14 protein-coding genes are annotated in these 16,614 nt (G+C 68.4%); 7 read left to right on the top strand and 7 right to left on the bottom strand.

The features are described from left to right. Window positions 1-84 precede the first annotated feature (84 nt). The 3 genes from ACGFYV_RS11675 to ACGFYV_RS11665 form a co-directional block, all read right to left on the bottom strand. Complete coding sequence (locus tag ACGFYV_RS11675) at window positions 85-1,347, bottom strand: MFS transporter (RefSeq protein ID WP_393878169.1); 1,263 nt, start codon at window positions 1,345-1,347, stop codon at window positions 85-87. Window positions 1,348-1,678: 331 nt separating this feature from the next. Next, window positions 1,679-2,761 carry an inositol-3-phosphate synthase gene (locus ACGFYV_RS11670; RefSeq protein ID WP_393878168.1) on the bottom strand — a complete coding sequence of 361 codons (1,083 nt, stop codon included), beginning with the start codon at window positions 2,759-2,761 and terminating at the stop codon, window positions 1,679-1,681. A gap of 43 nt (window positions 2,762-2,804) precedes the next feature. Beyond that, window positions 2,805-3,482 carry a PadR family transcriptional regulator gene (locus ACGFYV_RS11665; RefSeq protein ID WP_393878167.1) on the bottom strand — a complete coding sequence of 226 codons (678 nt, stop codon included), beginning with the start codon at window positions 3,480-3,482 and terminating at the stop codon, window positions 2,805-2,807. A gap of 366 nt (window positions 3,483-3,848) precedes the next feature. Here ACGFYV_RS11665 and ACGFYV_RS11660 point away from each other — a divergent pair, with 366 nt between their 5' ends. Together ACGFYV_RS11660 and ACGFYV_RS11655 are read left to right on the top strand one after the other, a co-directional pair. Continuing rightward, window positions 3,849-6,506, top strand: a complete 2,658-nt coding sequence (locus ACGFYV_RS11660) for a transglycosylase domain-containing protein (protein WP_393878166.1) — start codon at window positions 3,849-3,851, stop codon at window positions 6,504-6,506. A 129-nt stretch (window positions 6,507-6,635) separates the two neighbouring features. Beyond that, window positions 6,636-8,144: a glycosyltransferase family 87 protein gene (locus ACGFYV_RS11655; protein WP_393878165.1), complete on the top strand. Its 1,509-nt coding sequence runs from the start codon at window positions 6,636-6,638 to the stop codon at window positions 8,142-8,144. 140 nt (window positions 8,145-8,284) lie between these two features. Here the strand turns inward: ACGFYV_RS11655 and ACGFYV_RS11650 are convergent, their stop codons facing one another. The 3 genes from ACGFYV_RS11650 to ACGFYV_RS11640 all read right to left on the bottom strand — a co-directional run bounded on the left by ACGFYV_RS11650 (window position 8,285) and on the right by ACGFYV_RS11640 (window position 11,039). Further along, window positions 8,285-9,316 (bottom strand): alanine racemase, encoded by a 1,032-nt coding sequence (locus tag ACGFYV_RS11650; protein ID WP_393878164.1) that lies wholly within the window; start codon window positions 9,314-9,316, stop codon window positions 8,285-8,287. Window positions 9,317-9,412: 96 nt separating this feature from the next. Then, window positions 9,413-10,534: a peptidoglycan bridge formation glycyltransferase FemX gene (femX, locus tag ACGFYV_RS11645; RefSeq protein ID WP_393878163.1), complete on the bottom strand. Its 1,122-nt coding sequence runs from the start codon at window positions 10,532-10,534 to the stop codon at window positions 9,413-9,415. 184 nt (window positions 10,535-10,718) lie between these two features. Next, a complete protein-coding gene (locus tag ACGFYV_RS11640) occupies window positions 10,719-11,039 on the bottom strand; it encodes a hypothetical protein (protein ID WP_393878162.1) in 321 nt (106 codons plus the stop codon). Between the two features lie 274 nt (window positions 11,040-11,313). Between ACGFYV_RS11640 and rpsF the strand changes: the two genes are divergently transcribed. The 4 genes from rpsF (at window position 11,314) to rplI (ending at window position 13,030) form a co-directional block, all read left to right on the top strand. Then, a complete protein-coding gene (gene rpsF / locus ACGFYV_RS11635) occupies window positions 11,314-11,604 on the top strand; it encodes a 30S ribosomal protein S6 (protein WP_003956532.1) in 291 nt (96 codons plus the stop codon). Between the two features lie 73 nt (window positions 11,605-11,677). Beyond that, window positions 11,678-12,271 (top strand): single-stranded DNA-binding protein, encoded by a 594-nt coding sequence (locus ACGFYV_RS11630; protein ID WP_393878161.1) that lies wholly within the window; start codon window positions 11,678-11,680, stop codon window positions 12,269-12,271. 57 nt (window positions 12,272-12,328) lie between these two features. Beyond that, window positions 12,329-12,565, top strand: coding sequence for a 30S ribosomal protein S18 (gene rpsR / locus ACGFYV_RS11625; RefSeq protein ID WP_003949403.1), 237 nt, complete (start codon window positions 12,329-12,331; stop codon window positions 12,563-12,565). Window positions 12,566-12,583: 18 nt separating this feature from the next. Continuing rightward, complete coding sequence (gene rplI, locus ACGFYV_RS11620) at window positions 12,584-13,030, top strand: 50S ribosomal protein L9 (protein ID WP_393878160.1); 447 nt, start codon at window positions 12,584-12,586, stop codon at window positions 13,028-13,030. 259 nt (window positions 13,031-13,289) lie between these two features. Here rplI and ACGFYV_RS11615 read toward each other — a convergent pair whose 3' ends face one another. Beyond that, entirely contained in the window at window positions 13,290-14,627 is a 1,338-nt protein-coding gene (locus ACGFYV_RS11615) for an MATE family efflux transporter (RefSeq protein WP_393878159.1), read from the bottom strand. A gap of 458 nt (window positions 14,628-15,085) precedes the next feature. Here ACGFYV_RS11615 and dnaB point away from each other — a divergent pair, with 458 nt between their 5' ends. Beyond that, complete coding sequence (gene dnaB, locus ACGFYV_RS11610) at window positions 15,086-16,561, top strand: replicative DNA helicase (protein WP_393878158.1); 1,476 nt, start codon at window positions 15,086-15,088, stop codon at window positions 16,559-16,561. Window positions 16,562-16,614 lie beyond the last annotated feature (53 nt).

Below are 16,614 nucleotides of genomic sequence, written 5' to 3'. Positions count from 1 at the left end.
AGCGCAAGGTAAGACCCACGTAAATTAGCGGCTCCCACTGACAACTCTGTAACCCGGAAGAACTCTGTGTCTCCGATGTGACACTTACCGGAGTGCAAAGCGGGCCATAGTCGCAGCAACCGCTCCGTAGACAAGGGCCACGGTGACCACCAGGGCCGCCGAGCGGCCGTCCGGCGGGAGCATCAGGGCGGCCAGACCGGCCGCGCCCACGAAGGCGACGTTGAAGAGGACGTCGTAGACGGAGAAGACACGGCCCCGGAAGCCGTCCTCGACGCACGCCTGGACGATCGTGTCGGTGGAGATCTTGGCGCCCTGGGTGATCAGCCCCAGTACGAAGGCCGCGACCAGCAGTGGGCCCGTGGCGAACGGCAGGCCGAGGGCGGGCTCCAGGACGGCGGCGGAGGCGGCGCACACCACGATCCACCACCCGGGGCCGAGCCGGCCCGCCGCCCACGGCGTCACCACGGCCGCCGCGAAGAAGCCCGCCCCGGACACCGCGACCGCGAGTCCCAGCAGCCTGAGTCCGTCCTCGGGGGTCGACGCGAGGTGATACCGGCACAGCATGAGCAGCAGGACGAGGAGTGCGCCGTAGCAGAAGCGCATCAGGGTCATCGCGGCGAGCGCCCAGGCCGCCTCTCTGCGCCGGGGCGAGGCCAGATGCCGGACGGCCGCGAACAGCTCGCGAGCCGTGACGGCGAGCACCGTCCGCAGCTGCGGCCGTACCGCTTCCCGGTCGGGACCGAGCAGCGCGGGAGCCAGGCTCAGGGACATCAGGGCGGCGCACAGATAGAGGAAGGCGCCCAGCAGTACCACGGCGGCGTCGGAGTCCGACACCACGAGCCGCACCAGGAAGGCCAGACCGCCCCCGGCGGTCGCGGCCAGCGTTCCGGCGGTCGGGGAGAGGGAGTTTGCCAGCACCAGCCGCCCGGCGTCGACCACACGCGGCAGCACGGCGGACAGACCCGCCAGGACGAAGCGGTTGACGGCCGTGACGCACAGCGCGGAGGCGAAGAACAGCCAGTCCGGTACATGCGCGACCATCAGCACGGCGGTGGCCGCCGCCAGCGCGGCGCGCAGCGCGTTGCCGTAGACGAAGACCTGCCGGCGCCGCCAGCGGTCCAGGAGCACGCCCGCGAAGGGGCCGACGAGGGAGTAGGGAAGCAGCAGGACCGCCATCGCCGAGGCGATCGCCGTGGCCGAGGTCTGCTTCTCCGGGGAGAAGACGACGTACGCGGCGAGCGCGACCTGGTACACGCCGTCCGCGCCCTGGGACAGGAGGCGCACGTACAGCAGGCGTCGGAAGTTCCGCAGGCGCAGCAGGACGCGCAGGTCACGGACGACGGGCATGGGCCACAGCCTCACATATGCGGAGGGTCCCCGGGTCGGAAAACCCGGGGACCCTCACCGCCCTGGCAGGAGCGTTCCGTCCGGCGCGGGGTGCGCGCCGTGTGGCGGCCTAGGGGGTGTCGTTTGGATCATCCCGGCGTCGCGGGCCCTGGCACGCACATCTGCGGCGTTGTCGTCGATCGCCGACTCCCCCACGCTCGGCTTCGCTCGCGCGGGGGGACCCCCATCGCGTCGACTCCCTCCTCCGCCTTGCATCCGCACGCACCAGACCCCGCTCGGGTCGGCCGGTCCGCACTGTCAGTCACGGCCGGCCTGATCCAAACGACACCCCCTAGCGCTCGACGTCGCCGCGGATGAACTTCTCGACGTTCTCGCGGGCCTCGTCGTCGAAGTACTGGACCGGCGGGGACTTCATGAAGTACGAGGACGCCGACAGGATCGGGCCGCCGATGCCGCGGTCCTTGGCGATCTTCGCGGCGCGCAGGGCGTCGATGATGACACCGGCGGAGTTCGGGGAATCCCAGACCTCGAGCTTGTACTCAAGGTTCAGCGGGACGTCACCGAAGGCGCGGCCTTCGAGGCGGACGTAGGCCCACTTGCGGTCGTCGAGCCACGCGACGTAGTCGGACGGGCCGATGTGGACGTTCTTCTCGCCGAGGTCCCGGTCGGGGATCTGGGAGGTGACGGCCTGCGTCTTGGAGATCTTCTTGGACTCCAGGCGCTCGCGCTCGAGCATGTTCTTGAAGTCCATGTTGCCGCCGACGTTCAGCTGCATCGTGCGGTCCAGGATGACACCCCGGTCCTCGAAGAGCTTCGCCATGACGCGGTGCGTGATGGTGGCACCGACCTGCGACTTGATGTCGTCGCCGACGATCGGGACGCCCGCCTCGGTGAACTTGTCCGCCCACTCCTTGGTGCCGGCGATGAAGACCGGGAGGGCGTTGACGAAGGCGACCTTGGCGTCGATGGCGCACTGCGCGTAGAACTTCGCGGCGTCCTCGGAACCCACGGGCAGGTAGCAGACCAGAACGTCGACCTGCTTGTCCTTCAGGATCTGGACGACGTCGACCGGCTCGGCCTCCGACTCCTCGATGGTCTCGCGGTAGTACTTGCCGAGACCGTCGAGGGTGTGGCCGCGCTGGACGGTGACACCGGTGGAGGGCACGTCGCAGATCTTGATGGTGTTGTTCTCGGAGGCGCCGATGGCGTCCGCCAGGTCGAGGCCGACCTTCTTGGCGTCCACGTCGAACGCGGCGACGAACTCGACGTCGCGCACGTGGTAGTCACCGAACTGCACGTGCATCAGGCCGGGGACCTTGGACGCCGGGTCGGCGTCCTTGTAGTACTCGACTCCCTGCACCAGCGATGCGGCGCAGTTGCCCACGCCGACGACGGCTACGCGAACCGAACCCATTCCGGTTGCTCCCTGTGTGTACGAGTGAGGCCCTGTGTGGCACTCACGTGGCGGTGTCGCCGGGCGAATCCGTCCGGGGGGTGTCCCCGGGACGGGGCAGGCCGCCCGTCGCTCCAAATGTGGTGTCCTGCTGAGCGGACTCCCCGGACTCGGAACCCCTCAGGTCCCGCCCGGCCCGCTCGCTCTCGATGAGCTCGTTCAGCCAGCGCACTTCGCGCTCCACGGACTCCATCCCGTGGCGCTGGAGCTCGAGCGTGTAGTCGTCGAGGCGCTCCCTCGTGCGCACCAGGGAGGCACGCATCTTCTCCAGGCGCTCTTCCAGGCGGCTGCGCCGGCCCTCCAGCACGCGCATGCGCACATCGCGCGACGTCTGCCCGAAGAAGGCGAACCGTGCGGCGAAGTGCTCGTCCTCGTACGCGTCGGGACCGGTCTGCGAGAGCAGCTGCTCGAAGTGCTCCTTACCGTCTGCCGTCAATCGGTACACGATCTTTGCCCGGCGTCCGGCGAGGGAGACGGCGTCCTCGTGGGTGTTGCCCGGCTCCTCGATCAACCAGCCGTTGGTGACCAGCGTCTTGAGGCAGGGGTAGAGGGTTCCGTAGCTGAACGCCCGGAACACACCCAGGGACGTGTTGAGTCGTTTGCGCAGCTCATAGCCGTGCATCGGTGACTCGCGCAGCAGTCCGAGTACGGCGAACTCAAGGATGCCGGAACGCCGGCTCATGAGCGCCTCCTCTCGGTCCGCCGCGTCTTTATCTCGTGCTGATGTATCGACTCGATACATCAGCACGATAGAACGGCCTTCCGCATGCGACAAGAGGGAGGACGGTGAACGGGATCACATCACTGATTCAGAGGTGCCGACTTGCCTGATTTGAGGTGAAGTTCGGGGCTAGGAGGGTTTTGGCGGTGCGTAGTCTGTGCGGCATGCACACCACCGGGAACCACGCGACGCCTGGGGAGCGTCGTGGTCCTCGGTGCAGTACGGGTGAATGCAGCAACGACCTCATCCGTATGTCGGGGGGACCGGAAACCAGCCGCCGTTTCCAGGCGCGCACGGAAGCGCGCCTGCCCGAGGAGTAGTCGTTCGATGAGCGAGCACCGTCGCAAACCGCCGCAGCCGCAGGGAGGCGGACGTGCCGCGGCCCGACAAGGCCAGCCCGGCCCGTCCTCCGGCCGCCGCGCGGCGCCGAGCGGCGCCACCGGGTCTTCCGCCGACTCCCAGGGGTCCCGTTCGTACGGGCCCGACTCCCCGGGGCCGGGGGGTGAGGAGCGCTCCTACGGGGGCCGTGCCGAGGCACGCCGGGCGGCGCAGAGAGGCGGCGGCCGGCGCAGAGCCGCCGACAACGCGGGCCCGGGTGGCCGGCGTGGGGGTCCGGGCGGTCCGACCGGCCCCGGGCGCGGCCGAGGCCGTGCGGCGGCGGCGCCCGCGAAGAAGCGGTTCATCGACTACCCCCGCGCGGGCAAGTACGGCTGGCATCGCTGGGTGCCGTCCTGGAAGCTCGTCTCCGGCCTGTTCATCGGCTTCGTCGGCTGCCTGGTCGCGATCGCGGGCATCGGCTTCGCGATGGTGCAGGTGCCCAGCGAGAACATCGCCGCCCAGTCGCAGAACAACGTCTACTACTGGGCCGACGGCAGCCAGATGGTGGCCACCGGCACCGGTGTGAACCGCCAGAACGTCACCATCGACAAGATCCCCGAGGCCATGCAGTGGGCCGTGATCTCGGCGGAGAACAAGAGCTTCTACCAGGACTCGGGCGTCGACCCCATGGGCATCGCACGCGCCCTGGTCAACATGGCGACGGGCGGTCAGACGCAGGGTGGTTCGACCATCACCCAGCAGTTCGTCAAGAACACGTACCTCAGCCAGGACCAGACCGTCACCCGCAAGTTCAAGGAGATGTTCATCTCCATAAAGGTGGGGACGAAGTTCGACAAGCAGACGATCCTGCAGGGGTACCTGAACACCTCGTACTACGGCCGCGGTGCCTACGGCATCCAGGCCGCCGCCCAGACCTACTACGGCAAGGACGCGGTCGATCTCAAGCCGTCCGAGTGCGCCTTCCTCGCCGCACTGCTGAAGGGCCCGACGTACTACGACCCGGCCGGCAACGCCGACCTCGACCCGAACGCGAACGCGAACGACAACCTCAGGCGTTCGAAGGAGCGCTGGTCCTGGATCCTCGGTGAGATGCACAAGGACAAGCGCCTCACCGACGCCCAGTACCAGGAGGCCGTCAAGACGTACCCGAATCCCCAGGGCCGCAAGGCGACCAAGGGCATGACCGGCCAGGTCAGCTACCTGGTCGACACCGCCAAGAAGTACGTCCTGAACCACTCCGACATCCCGGAGGCCCAGTTCGACCAGGGCGGCTACCAGATCTACACGACCTTCCAGAAGGACAAGGTCAACGCGCTCAGCGCGGCCGTCAAGAAGATCCAGAAGGAGCGGCTGCACCCCAAGACCGAACCGAAGGACAAGTACGTCCAGTTCGGCGCGGCGTCGATCAAGCCCGACGACGGAGCGATCGTCGCCCTCTACGGCGGTGACGGCTACGAGAACGGCCACTTCACCAACAACGCAGACACCTCGGGTGTCCCCGTCGGTTCGACGTGGAAGCCGTTCGTACTGGCCGCGGCCATGCAGTACGGGACGTACAAGGACCCCGGGCAGCCCGTCTCCCCGCTGAGCAAGTACAACGGCAACGACCACCTCAAGGTCAGGAAGCCGGACGGGTCGTACTACCTCAAGAAGGACAATTCGACCTTCTATCAGATGAACGAGAGTCCTCATCCCTGGGGCTACATCACCCTGCGCAAGGCGATGGAGCAGTCCATCAACACCCCGTTCGTGCAGCTGGGCGTCGACGTGGGGATGTCCCACGTACGGGATGTCGCGCAGTCGACCGGCATACTCCCGGCCTCCATGTCGCAGGACCTGAATCCGTCGTTCGCCATCGGTACCTCCACGCCCAGCGCGATCCGCATGGCCGACGCCTACGCGACGTTCGCGGCGTCCGGCAAGCAGGCCGACCCCTACTCGGTGACCGCCGTCAAGTACAAGGGCGCGGACCAGCCGGGCTTCGACAAGCCGAAGAAGAAGCAGGCGCTGACGCCGGACGTCGCCGACAACGTCACGGACGTTCTGGAGAACGTGATCCAGAACGGTACGGGCACGAACGCCAAGGCCCTGGGCCGTACGGCGGCGGGCAAGACCGGTACCACCGACAAGAACAAGTCGGCCTGGTTCGTCGGATACACCCAGCAGCTGTCGACCTCGGTGGCGATGTTCCGTGAGAACCCCAAGGACCACGAGCTGCTCTCCATGAACGGCACGGCAGGTGTGGACTCCATCCACGGTGGTGACATCCCGACCTCGGTCTGGACCGAGTACATGCTGGCCGCGCTGAAGAACCAGAACGACCCGGGCTTCCCCGACCCCGTGAAGATCGGCACGGTCCAGGACGAGGCCGGCGCCCCGTCCCCGACCCCGTCGGCCACCATCACGCCGAGCGAGACCCCGACCGAGTCGGCGTCCCCGTCGCCGAGCGAGTCGGCCAGCCCGTCCCCGTCGCCGAGCGACACCTGCCAGTTCGCCTGCGGCGGCAATGGCGGTAACGGCGGAAACGGCCAGGGTGGTACGACCGGAGGAACCACGCCCTCGCCGACCGCCACGGACACGACCGGTACAGCCGGCGGCCCCAGGGGCAACGGCAACGGAGGCATCTTCGGAGGCCAGACCGGCTAGCCGGGCCGCCTGCCCGGTTGGCGGTCATTTCGGCCGGCACGGGTGTTTCACGTGAAACATGGGCCGCCGCACCGACAAGGTGCGGCGGCCCTCGTCGTTTCCTCAGAGACGTACGGCAGGATGTGGCCCATGCCCAGTGCAGAAACGACGCCCGCGCGCGTGCACGAGCCGGATCCGGTACGGCCGACCAGGGAGGACGAGGTCGCCGCGGCCGGCAGCGAACTCATCGGCGGCCCCATCGGGCGTCATGCCCTGCTCGGGACGTCCTGGTGGACGCCCGTACGGGTCATCGCGCTCGTGGCGGTCGGCATGTTCGCCCTCGGCCTCGTCCAGAAGGTGCCCTGCTACGACGGCGGCTGGTTCTTCGGTGCCAGCTCGCAGTACACCCACGCCTGCTACTCGGACATCCCGCACCTCTACCAGGGGCGTGGCTTCGCCGACGGGCTCGTGCCGTACTTCGACCGGCTCCCCGGCGACATGGACTACCTCGAATACCCGGTGCTGACCGGTGTGTTCATGGAGGTCGCGGCCTGGCTCACACCCGGCAGCGGCAGCATTCAGCACCAGGAGCAGTGGTACTGGTTCGTGAATGCCGGGATGCTGATGGTCTGCGCGGCGGTCATCGCCGTCTGTGTGACCCGTACGCACCGCAGGCGCCCCTGGGACGGCCTGCTGGTCGCCCTGGCACCGGCCTTCGCGCTGACGGCCACCATCAACTGGGACCTGCTGGCGGTGGCCCTGACGGCCGCCGCGATGTTCATGTGGTCGCGGGGCCGTGCCGTCGCCTTCGGCGTGCTGCTGGGGCTCGCCACGGCCGCCAAGCTCTATCCCGTCCTCCTGCTCGGCCCGCTGTTCGTGCTGTGCTGGCGGGCCGGCAAGTGGCGGGAGTTCTTCCAGGCGGCGGGCGGCGCCGTCGTCGCGTGGCTCGTGGTGAACCTGCCGGTGATGCTGTTCGCCTTCAAGGGCTGGTCGAAGTTCTACACGTTCAGTCACGACCGGGGCGTCGACTTCGGCTCCTTCTGGCTGATCTGGGTACAGAACTCCAGCCACCCGCCCACCACCGGCTTCGTGAACAACGCGGCCCTGGTACTGGTGGCCGGGTGCTTCCTCGCCATCGGAGCACTGACGCTGGCCGCTCCCCGCCGCCCTCGCTTCGCCCAGCTCGCGTTCCTGGTGGTGGCAGCCTTCATCCTCACCAACAAGGTCTACTCCCCGCAGTACGTCCTGTGGCTGATCCCGCTGGCCGCGCTCGCCCGGCCCAAGTGGCGGGACTTCCTGATCTGGCAGGCGTGCGAGGTGGCGTACTTCCTGGGCATCTGGATGTACCTCGCCTACACGACCAGCGGCGACGCCCACAAGGGTCTGCCGACGCACGGCTACCAGTGGGCGATCGCGCTGCACCTGCTGGGCACGCTGTACCTGTGCGCGGTCGTCGTCCGGGACATCCTCATGCCGGAGCGGGACGTGGTGCGCAGGTCCGGGGACGACGACCCCTCGGGCGGGGTCCTCGACGGCGCGGAGGACGTCTTCGTGCTGGGCGCGGCGGCCCGTCCCCCGCAGCACGCGGCCCACGCCGCGGCGCCTCAGGTGGACTGGGGGCGGCCCGAACCACAGCCGTATCAGGACCGTTCGCTCTGAGTGAACCTGCCCCGAGGGTGTGAAGCCTGAGGGCGTGAAGCCTGAGGGCATGAAGAAGGCCGTGTACGAGCGATGCGTACACGGCCTCTTCGCTGTACCAGCGGCACCAGCTGCAGCAGTACTGGCGGTGGCAGTGGGTGCTAGCGGTCGACGATGCGGTCGAACTGCGTGGTGGTGTGCCGCAGATGGGCCACCAGCTCGTCACCGACCTTCGGCTCGGGCGCGTCCGAGGGCACGAACAGGATCGACACCTGCATGTGCGGCGGCTCGGCGAACCAGCGCTGCTTGCCGCCCCAGACGAACGGCGAGAGGTTCCGGTTCACCGTGGCGAGGCCGGCCCGTGCGACGCCCTTGGCGCGCGGCATGACGCCGTGCAGGGCCTTCGGGGCCTCCAGGCCCACCCCGTGCGACGTGCCGCCCGCCACGACCACCAGGTAGCCGTCCGAGGCCGCCTTCTGCTGCCGGTAGCCGAAGCGGTCGCCCTTGGCCACGCGCGTGACGTCCAGGACGGCACCGCGGTACTCGGTGGCCTCGTGGTCCCCCAGCCACAGCCGCGTGCCGATGCGGGCGCGGAAACGGGTCTGCGGGAACTGCTGCTGGAGCCGGGCGAGTTCCTCGGCCTTGAGGTGGCTCACGAACATCGTGTGCAGCGGCAGCCGGGCCGCGCGCAGCCGGTCCATCCAGCCGATGACCTCCTCGACGGCGTCCGAGCCGTCGGTGCGGTCCAGCGGCAGGTGGATCGCGAAGCCCTCAAGGCGGACGTTCTCGATGGCCTGGTGCAGCTGCGGCAGGTCCTGCTCGCTGATCCCGTGCCGCTTCATCGAGGACATCACCTCGATGACGACACGGGCGCCCACGAGGCCGTACACGCCGTCGATCGACGACACCGAGCGGATCACGCGGTCCGGCAGCGGCACGGGCTCCTCGCCGCGCCGGTACGGCGTGAGCACCAGCAGGTCACCGCCGAAGTAGTCCTTGATGCGTGCGGCCTCGTACGTGGTGCCGACGGCGAGGGTGTCGGAGCCGAGGCGCGTGGCCTCCTCCGACAGCCGTTCGTGTCCGAACCCGTAGCCGTTGCCCTTGCAGACCGGGACGAGTCCCGGGAACTGCTCCTGCACGTGCTTGTGGTGCGCACGCCAGCGCGCGGTGTCGACGTAGAGCGTGAGCGCCATGGCCGGACCCGGAACCTTTCTCGTGGCTGCGGTGGGGGAGAAGGGGAGCTGTGAGGGCTGGGGAGCTGTGAAGGCTATGGAATCAAACGCCCGGGCTCAACGGCGCGACATGTAGATGTCGAGCGCCTTGTGGAGCAGCTTGTTCAGCGGGAAGTCCCACTCGCCGAGGTACTCGGCGGCCTGGCCACCGGTGCCCACCTTGAACTGGATCAGGCCGAAGAGGTGGTCGCTCTCGTCCAGCGAGTCGGAGATGCCGCGCAGGTCGTAGACGGTGCCGCCGAGCGCGTAGGCGTCGCGCAGCATCCGCCACTGCATGGCGTTCGAGGGCCGGACCTCGCGGCCGATGTTGTCGGAGGCGCCGTAGGAGTACCAGACGTGGCCGCCGACGATCAGCATGGTCGCCGCCGACAGGTTCACGCCGTTGTGGCGGGCGAAGTACAGCCGCATGCGGTTGGGGTCCTCGGAGTTGAGGGCCGTCCACATGCGCTGGAAGTACGACAGCGGGCGCGGCCGGAAGTGGTCGCGCACGGCGGTGATCTCGTACAGCCGCTGCCACTCGGCGAGGTCCTGGTAACCGCCCTGGACCACCTCGACGCCGGCCTTCTCGGCCTTCTTGATGTTGCGGCGCCACAGCTGGTTGAAGTTCTTGTGGACCTCTTCCAGGGAGCGGTTCGCCAGCGGCACCTGGAAGACGTAGCGGGGCTGCACGTCGCCGAAGCCGGCGCCGCCGTCCTCGCCCTGCTGCCAGCCCATGCGGCGCAGCTTGTCGGCCACCTCGAAGGCACGCGGCTCGATGAAGTCGGCCTCCATGTCGCGCAGGCGCTTGACGTCCTGGTCCTGGATGCCCTTCTTGATGGTCTCCGCGTTCCAGCGGCGGATGATCACCGGCGGGCCCATCTTCACGGAGAAGGCGCCCTGCTGCTTGAGGTGGGCCAGCATCGGCTGGATCCAGTCGTCCAGGTTCGGCGCGAACCAGTTGATGACCGGGCCCTCGGGGAGATACGCGAGGTAGCGCTTGATCTTGGGCAGCTGGCGGTACAGGACCAGGCCGGCACCGACCATCTCGCCGGTGCGCTCGTCGAACCAGCCGAGACTCTCCGAGCGCCACTCCGCCTTGACGTCGGCCCAGGCCGGGACCTGCATGTGGCTCGCCGCCGGCAGGCTCTGGATGTAGGCCAGATGCTGCTCGCGGCTGATGGTCCTCAGGGTCAGGCTCATGTCGGGGCGCTCCTCGGGCTGGTGTGTCCCCATGGGTACAGGGGCTCCGGCTCTCGCGCCGAAGCCTACTGCGCCGTGCGAGCGCCCCGACTGGGGCGTACGGCACCTTCCGCCCCGGCCTGGAGCCGCCGGGGCGTTCCCGCGGTGTCGGTGAGAGCGCCGTCAGGGGTGACGGCGGGCAGGCTCAGCTGCCGATGAGGCCGCCGAAGAGTCCGCCGTGTGCCATGCCGATCAGGAAACCGATGCCCGAGGCACCGAGACCCAGGATGAGACCGGTCCGCTGACGCGTGGTCTCCGAGATCCACTGTCCGTACGCGCCGACGGCGAGCCCGAGCAGTCCCGTCCAGGAAGTGAGGAGATGGAGGCTGTGGAAGAAGGACGTGATGAAGGACAGCACGCCCAGGACCAGGGTGACCGCCATCAGGGCGTCCTGGAGCGGATGGGCCTTGCCGTCGGTGGCGAACAGGGATCCAGCGGTGTTGGGTCGCAATGCCTGCTGTGCCATGGGGCACCTCCTGCGGATCGCGGCGCACTGTAGCGCCATACACACCCGATGTGTACAGATTGGCGGTCCGCACCGCCGGATTTCAACCGGAAGCCGCTGTGCAGGTAGTCTGTACCGTCTGCACCGGTGTCTGCCCAGTCCTTTCCAGGTCACTGCGGAGGATCCCCAGCGGAGCCCCTCGTTGTCAGTGGTGGCCGATACCGTTGCGTACGCATCACAACCCTCCTGCCACGGAACGACCGTGGCCGCTGAGTCCAAAGGAGGTGGGTTCCACATGCGTCACTACGAGGTGATGGTCATCCTCGACCCCGATCTGGAGGAGCGCGCTGTCGCCCCCCTGATCGAGAACTTCCTCTCCGTCGTCCGTGAGGGCAACGGCAAGGTGGAGAAGGTCGACACCTGGGGCCGTCGTCGTCTCGCGTACGAGATCAAGAAGAAGCCCGAGGGCATCTACTCGGTCATCGACCTGCAGGCCGAGCCTGCGGTCGTGAAGGAGCTCGACCGCCAGATGAACCTGAACGAGTCGGTCCTTCGGACCAAGGTCCTCCGTCCCGAGACCCACTGAGCCTCCGGCTCAGCTGATCTCGGGATTCGAGTAGCAAGCAAGCAGCCAGAGCAAACCCGCCGAGAGGTTCCCCATGGCAGGCGAGACCGTCATCACGGTCGTCGGCAATCTTGTCGACGACCCCGAGCTGCGCTTCACCCCGTCCGGTGCGGCGGTCGCGAAGTTCCGCGTCGCTTCCACACCCCGCACCTTCGACCGCCAGACGAACGAGTGGAAGGACGGCGAGAGCCTGTTCCTGACCTGCTCGGTCTGGCGTCAGGCGGCGGAGAACGTCGCGGAGTCGCTCCAGCGAGGCATGCGCGTCATCGTGCAGGGCCGGCTGAAGCAGCGGTCCTACGAGGACCGTGAGGGCGTCAAGCGCACGGTCTACGAGCTGGACGTCGAGGAAGTCGGCGCCAGCCTGCGCAACGCCACGGCCAAGGTCACCAAGACCGCCGGTGGCGCTCGCGGTGGCCAGGGTGGTTACGGCGGTGGCGGCCAGGGTGGCGGCGGCTGGGGCGGAGGCCCCGGTGGCGGTCAGCAGGGCGGCGGCCAGCAGGGCGGCGCTCCCGCCGACGACCCGTGGGCGACCGGCGGTGCTCCCGCCGGTGGCAACCAGGGTGGCGGCTGGGGCGGTGGCTCCGGTTCTGGCGGCGGTGGCGGCTACTCGGACGAGCCCCCCTTCTAGGTCCTCGGACCTGGGGCGGGCCGTACCCAAACTTCTTGATCACACAGGAGAAACACCATGGCGAAGCCGCCTGTGCGCAAGCCGAAGAAGAAGGTCTGCGCTTTCTGCAAGGACAAGGTCACGTACGTGGACTACAAGGACACGAACATGCTGCGGAAGTTCATTTCCGACCGCGGCAAGATCCGTGCCCGCCGCGTGACCGGCAACTGCACGCAGCACCAGCGTGACGTCGCCACGGCCGTCAAGAACAGCCGTGAGATGGCGCTGCTGCCCTACACGTCCACCGCGCGCTAAGGGAAGGGTGACCGAAACATGAAGATCATCCTCACCCACGAGGTCTCTGGCCTCGGTGCCGCCGGCGATGTCGTCGACGTCAAGGACGGTTACGCTCGCAACTACCTGATCCCGCGGAAGTTCGCTATCCGCTGGACCAAGGGTGGCGAGCAGGACGTGGCGCAGATCCGCCGCGCCCGCAAGATCCACGAGATCCAGACCATCGAGCAGGCCAACGCTGTGAAGGCCCAGCTCGAGGGCGTCAAGGTCCGTCTGGCTGTCCGCTCCGGCGACGCCGGTCGTCTCTTCGGTTCCGTCACCCCGGCCGACATCGCTTCCGCGATCAAGGCTTCCGGTGGCCCCGAGGTCGACAAGCGCCGCATCGAGCTGTCCAGCCCGATCAAGACCCTGGGCGCTCACGAGACGTCCGTGCGTCTGCACCCCGAGGTTGCCGCCAAGGTCAACATCGAGGTCGTCCCGGCGTAACGCTGCGCTCGGTCTGAGCAGCTGAGAGGGGCCGCCCCTGTGGGGGCGGCCCCTCTTCGCGTTGAGGTTCTCTTTGCGGCGGCACGCTTGCGTGGGCACCGGGGGCGGTGTGCACCAGGGGTGCAGGCGCGGATGGTTCACGTGAACGGGCACGGATGTTTCACGTGAAACCGGGACGGTGTGCCGTGGAACCGGGGCGGTGTGCTGGGAACCCCGGTCGGTGTGCTGGGAAACCGGGGCGGGTTGCCGGGCGGTCCGCTCAGCGGGTCGCGCCCGTCACGATCCATCGGCCCGAGCGGGCACGCAGCCACAGGGTCAGCAACCGGACCGCCATCATCAGCGTCATGGCCGCCCAGAGGGCGGTCAGTCCGCCGCCGAGCGTGGGCACGAGCAGCGCCACCGGGGCGAACACCGCCAGGGTGACGACCATCGCACGCGCCAAGTAGGGCCCGTCACCGGCGCCCATCAGGACACCGTCCAGGACGAAGACGATCCCGCACAGGGGCTGGGCGAGCGCCACCACCAGGAGCGCCGGCAGTGCCGTGTCCTTGACCAGGGAGTCGCTGGTGAACAGCGGGAGGAAGAGCGGGCGCGCGGCCACCACGAGGAGGCCGAGTACGACACCGGTGGCGACGCCCCACTGGACCATCCGGCGACAGGCCTCGCGGGCACCCAGGGCGTCGTTCGCGCCGAGATAGCGACCGATGATGGCCTGACCCGCGATCGCGATCGCGTCCAGGGCGAAGGCCAGCAGGTTCCACAGGGACAGGACGATCTGGTGGGCGGCGATGTCGGCGTCGCCGAGGCGCGCGGCCATGGCCGTGGCGATCATGAGAATCGTCCGCAGGGACAGCGTGCGGACGAGCAGAGGGGCACCGGCCTGGGCCGAGGCTCTGATGCCGGCGAGGTCCGGACGCAGAGAGGCCTGGTGACGTCGCGCTCCGCGCACGACCACGCCGAGATAGACGGCCGCCATGGCGCACTGCGTGAGCACCGTGCCCCAGGCGGAACCCGCGATGCCGAGTCCGGCGCCGTAGACGAGGAGCGCGTTGAGCGCGGCGTTGGTGATGAAGCCGGCGACGGCGACGTACAGCGGCGTTCTGGTGTTCTGCAGACCGCGCAGCACTCCGGTGGCGGCGAGGACGGCCAGCATCGCCGGGATGCCCAGTGCGGAGACGCGTAGGTACGTGGTCGCGTACGGGGCGGCGGTGGCGGAGGCGCCGAAGGCGTCGACGATGCCGGGGGCCAGGGGGAGGACGAGCGCGATGACGGCGGCGCCGAGGAACAGTGCCAGCCAGATGCCGTCCATGCCCTGACGGAGGGCCGCTCGCAGATCGCCGGCGCCGACGCGACGGGCCACGGCGGCCGTGGTGGCGTAGGCGAGGAAGACGAAGACACTCACCGCGGTGGTGAGGAGGGCCGATGCGACGCCGAGGCCGGCGAGCTGGGCGGTTCCGAGATGGCCGACGATCGCACTGTCGGCCATGACGAAGAGGGGCTCGGCGACCAGTGCGCCGAAGGCCGGGACCGCCAGTGCGACGATCTCTCGATCGTGCCGCCGGCGGGTGGCCTCGGGCATCGGGGGAGCCTGTGTCATGAGCACTAATCTAATCGTCCACAGGTAAGAGATGCAATGCGCTGACACCCCTTACCTTTGGTCACGCGGTGTGTCCTTTGGCGCAGCGTTCGAAGTGATCTTGGCCCGACGGGGAAAGTTTTTCTTCTGCACAGCCGGTGGACGGTAAAAGGCCTGGTCAGAGCGGTGTCTTCGGAGGGAGAGAGGGCTTGTTCACAAGGCTGTCCACCGAGTCGTGCACAGGTTTCGGGGAGTTCTCCACAGCATCGGGGCGGTCGTCCACATGGCCTGTGGATAACCAGATTGGCTGACGGTGCCGAGGGGCCTACCGTGGTCCGGCGCCCGCTCCTTGCCTCGGCCTGGGAAACCCCACAAAACCGACGCGTCAGAACCGGAGTTGGGCCCCTTATTTGTCAGTGTCGTGCCGTAGAAAAGAGGGCACGGCGAGGTCCGCCGTGCGGACGGGAGGAGGTGGCTCGGTGAGCATTTCCGAGCCCTTGGACGATCCGTGGGCCGACAGCGGACCCAGCGATCGTCTGCCCGCCTCCCGCCGGCGCGGTGACGTCCGCGGCCGTGACGAGCAGCACGACCGCGGCCGGGAGAACAGCGCCTGGGACGGCGGGGGCTCCGCCTTCGAGCGAGTTCCGCCGCAGGACCTGGACGCCGAGCAGTCCGTCCTCGGCGGCATGCTGCTGTCCAAGGACGCCATCGCCGACGTCGTCGAGATCCTCAAGGGCCACGACTTCTACAAGCCCGCGCACGAGACGATCTACCAGGCGGTCCTGGACGTCTACGCGAAGGGCGAGCCGGCCGACCCCATCACCATCGCCGCCGAACTGACCAAACGCGGCGAGATCAACAAGGTCGGCGGCGCCGCCTACCTGCACACGCTCGTCCAGACCGTGCCGACGGCGGCGAACGCCGAGTACTACGCGGAGATCGTCCACGAGCGCGCCGTGCTGCGCCGCCTCGTGGAGGCCGGCACGCGCATCACGCAGATGGGATACGCGGCCGACGGCGACGTCGACGAGATCGTCAACAGCGCCCAGGCCGAGATCTACGCCGTCACCGAGCAGCGCACCAGCGAGGACTACCTGCCGCTCGGCGACATCATGGAGGGCGCCCTCGACGAGATCGAGGCGATCGGCTCGCGCAGCGGTGAGATGACCGGTGTGCCCACCGGATTCACGGACTTCGACTCCCTGACCAACGGCCTGCACCCGGGCCAGATGATCGTCATCGCCGCGCGTCCCGCCATGGGTAAGTCCACCCTCGCGCTGGACTTCGCGCGGGCCGCGTCGATCAAGAACAACCTGCCGAGCGTCGTCTTCTCCCTCGAAATGGGCCGCAACGAGATCGCGATGCGACTGCTGTCCGCCGAGGCACGCGTCGCCCTGCACCACATGCGGTCCGGCACGATGACCGACGAGGACTGGACGCGCCTGGCCCGCCGGATGCCGGACGTCTCGGCAGCCCCGCTCTACATCGACGACTCCCCGAACCTGTCGATGATGGAGATCCGCGCCAAGTGCCGCCGCCTCAAGCAGCGCAACGACCTGAAACTGGTCGTCATCGACTACCTCCAACTGATGCAGTCCGGCGGCTCCAAGCGTGCCGAGAGCCGCCAGCAGGAGGTCTCGGACATGTCCCGTAACCTCAAGCTCCTCGCCAAGGAACTGGAGATCCCGGTCATCGCGCTCTCCCAGCTCAACCGTGGCCCCGAACAGCGCACCGACAAGAAGCCGATGGTCTCCGACCTGCGTGAGTCGGGCTCCATCGAGCAGGACGCGGACATGGTCATCCTGCTGCACCGCGAGGACGCCTACGAGAAGGAGTCCCCGCGCGCCGGCGAGGCCGACCTGATCGTCGCCAAACACCGAAACGGCCCCACAGCGACGATCACCGTCGCCTTCCAGGGCCACTACTCCCGCTTCGTGGACATGGCGCAGATCTGATCCCCGCCGGCGGCCGCGCAAATGAACTCGACGCGCGCCGTCGTAGCGGATGG

The sequence above is a fragment of the Streptomyces sp. NPDC048297 genome (genome assembly GCF_043201585.1).
Lineage (GTDB): Bacteria > Actinomycetota > Actinomycetes > Streptomycetales > Streptomycetaceae > Streptomyces.
The sequence above is the reverse complement of the archived record's forward strand: the minus strand, read 5'-3'. Positions and strand labels throughout refer to the sequence as shown.

Bases quoted from the DNA above. Each gene is read 5' to 3' on its own strand.
- ACGFYV_RS11675 (WP_393878169.1), bottom strand. From the start codon at position 1,347: ATGCCCGTCGTCCGTGACCTGCGCGTCCTGCTGCGCCTGCGGAACTTC.
- ACGFYV_RS11670 (WP_393878168.1), bottom strand. From the start codon at position 2,761: ATGGGTTCGGTTCGCGTAGCCGTCGTCGGCGTGGGCAACTGCGCCGCA.
- ACGFYV_RS11665 (WP_393878167.1), bottom strand. From the start codon at position 3,482: ATGAGCCGGCGTTCCGGCATCCTTGAGTTCGCCGTACTCGGACTGCTG.
- ACGFYV_RS11660 (WP_393878166.1), top strand. From the start codon at position 3,849: ATGAGCGAGCACCGTCGCAAACCGCCGCAGCCGCAGGGAGGCGGACGT.
- ACGFYV_RS11655 (WP_393878165.1), top strand. From the start codon at position 6,636: ATGCCCAGTGCAGAAACGACGCCCGCGCGCGTGCACGAGCCGGATCCG.
- ACGFYV_RS11650 (WP_393878164.1), bottom strand. From the start codon at position 9,316: ATGGCGCTCACGCTCTACGTCGACACCGCGCGCTGGCGTGCGCACCAC.
- femX (WP_393878163.1), bottom strand. From the start codon at position 10,534: ATGAGCCTGACCCTGAGGACCATCAGCCGCGAGCAGCATCTGGCCTAC.
- ACGFYV_RS11640 (WP_393878162.1), bottom strand. From the start codon at position 11,039: ATGGCACAGCAGGCATTGCGACCCAACACCGCTGGATCCCTGTTCGCC.
- rpsF (WP_003956532.1), top strand. From the start codon at position 11,314: ATGCGTCACTACGAGGTGATGGTCATCCTCGACCCCGATCTGGAGGAG.
- ACGFYV_RS11630 (WP_393878161.1), top strand. From the start codon at position 11,678: ATGGCAGGCGAGACCGTCATCACGGTCGTCGGCAATCTTGTCGACGAC.
- rpsR (WP_003949403.1), top strand. From the start codon at position 12,329: ATGGCGAAGCCGCCTGTGCGCAAGCCGAAGAAGAAGGTCTGCGCTTTC.
- rplI (WP_393878160.1), top strand. From the start codon at position 12,584: ATGAAGATCATCCTCACCCACGAGGTCTCTGGCCTCGGTGCCGCCGGC.
- ACGFYV_RS11615 (WP_393878159.1), bottom strand. From the start codon at position 14,627: ATGACACAGGCTCCCCCGATGCCCGAGGCCACCCGCCGGCGGCACGAT.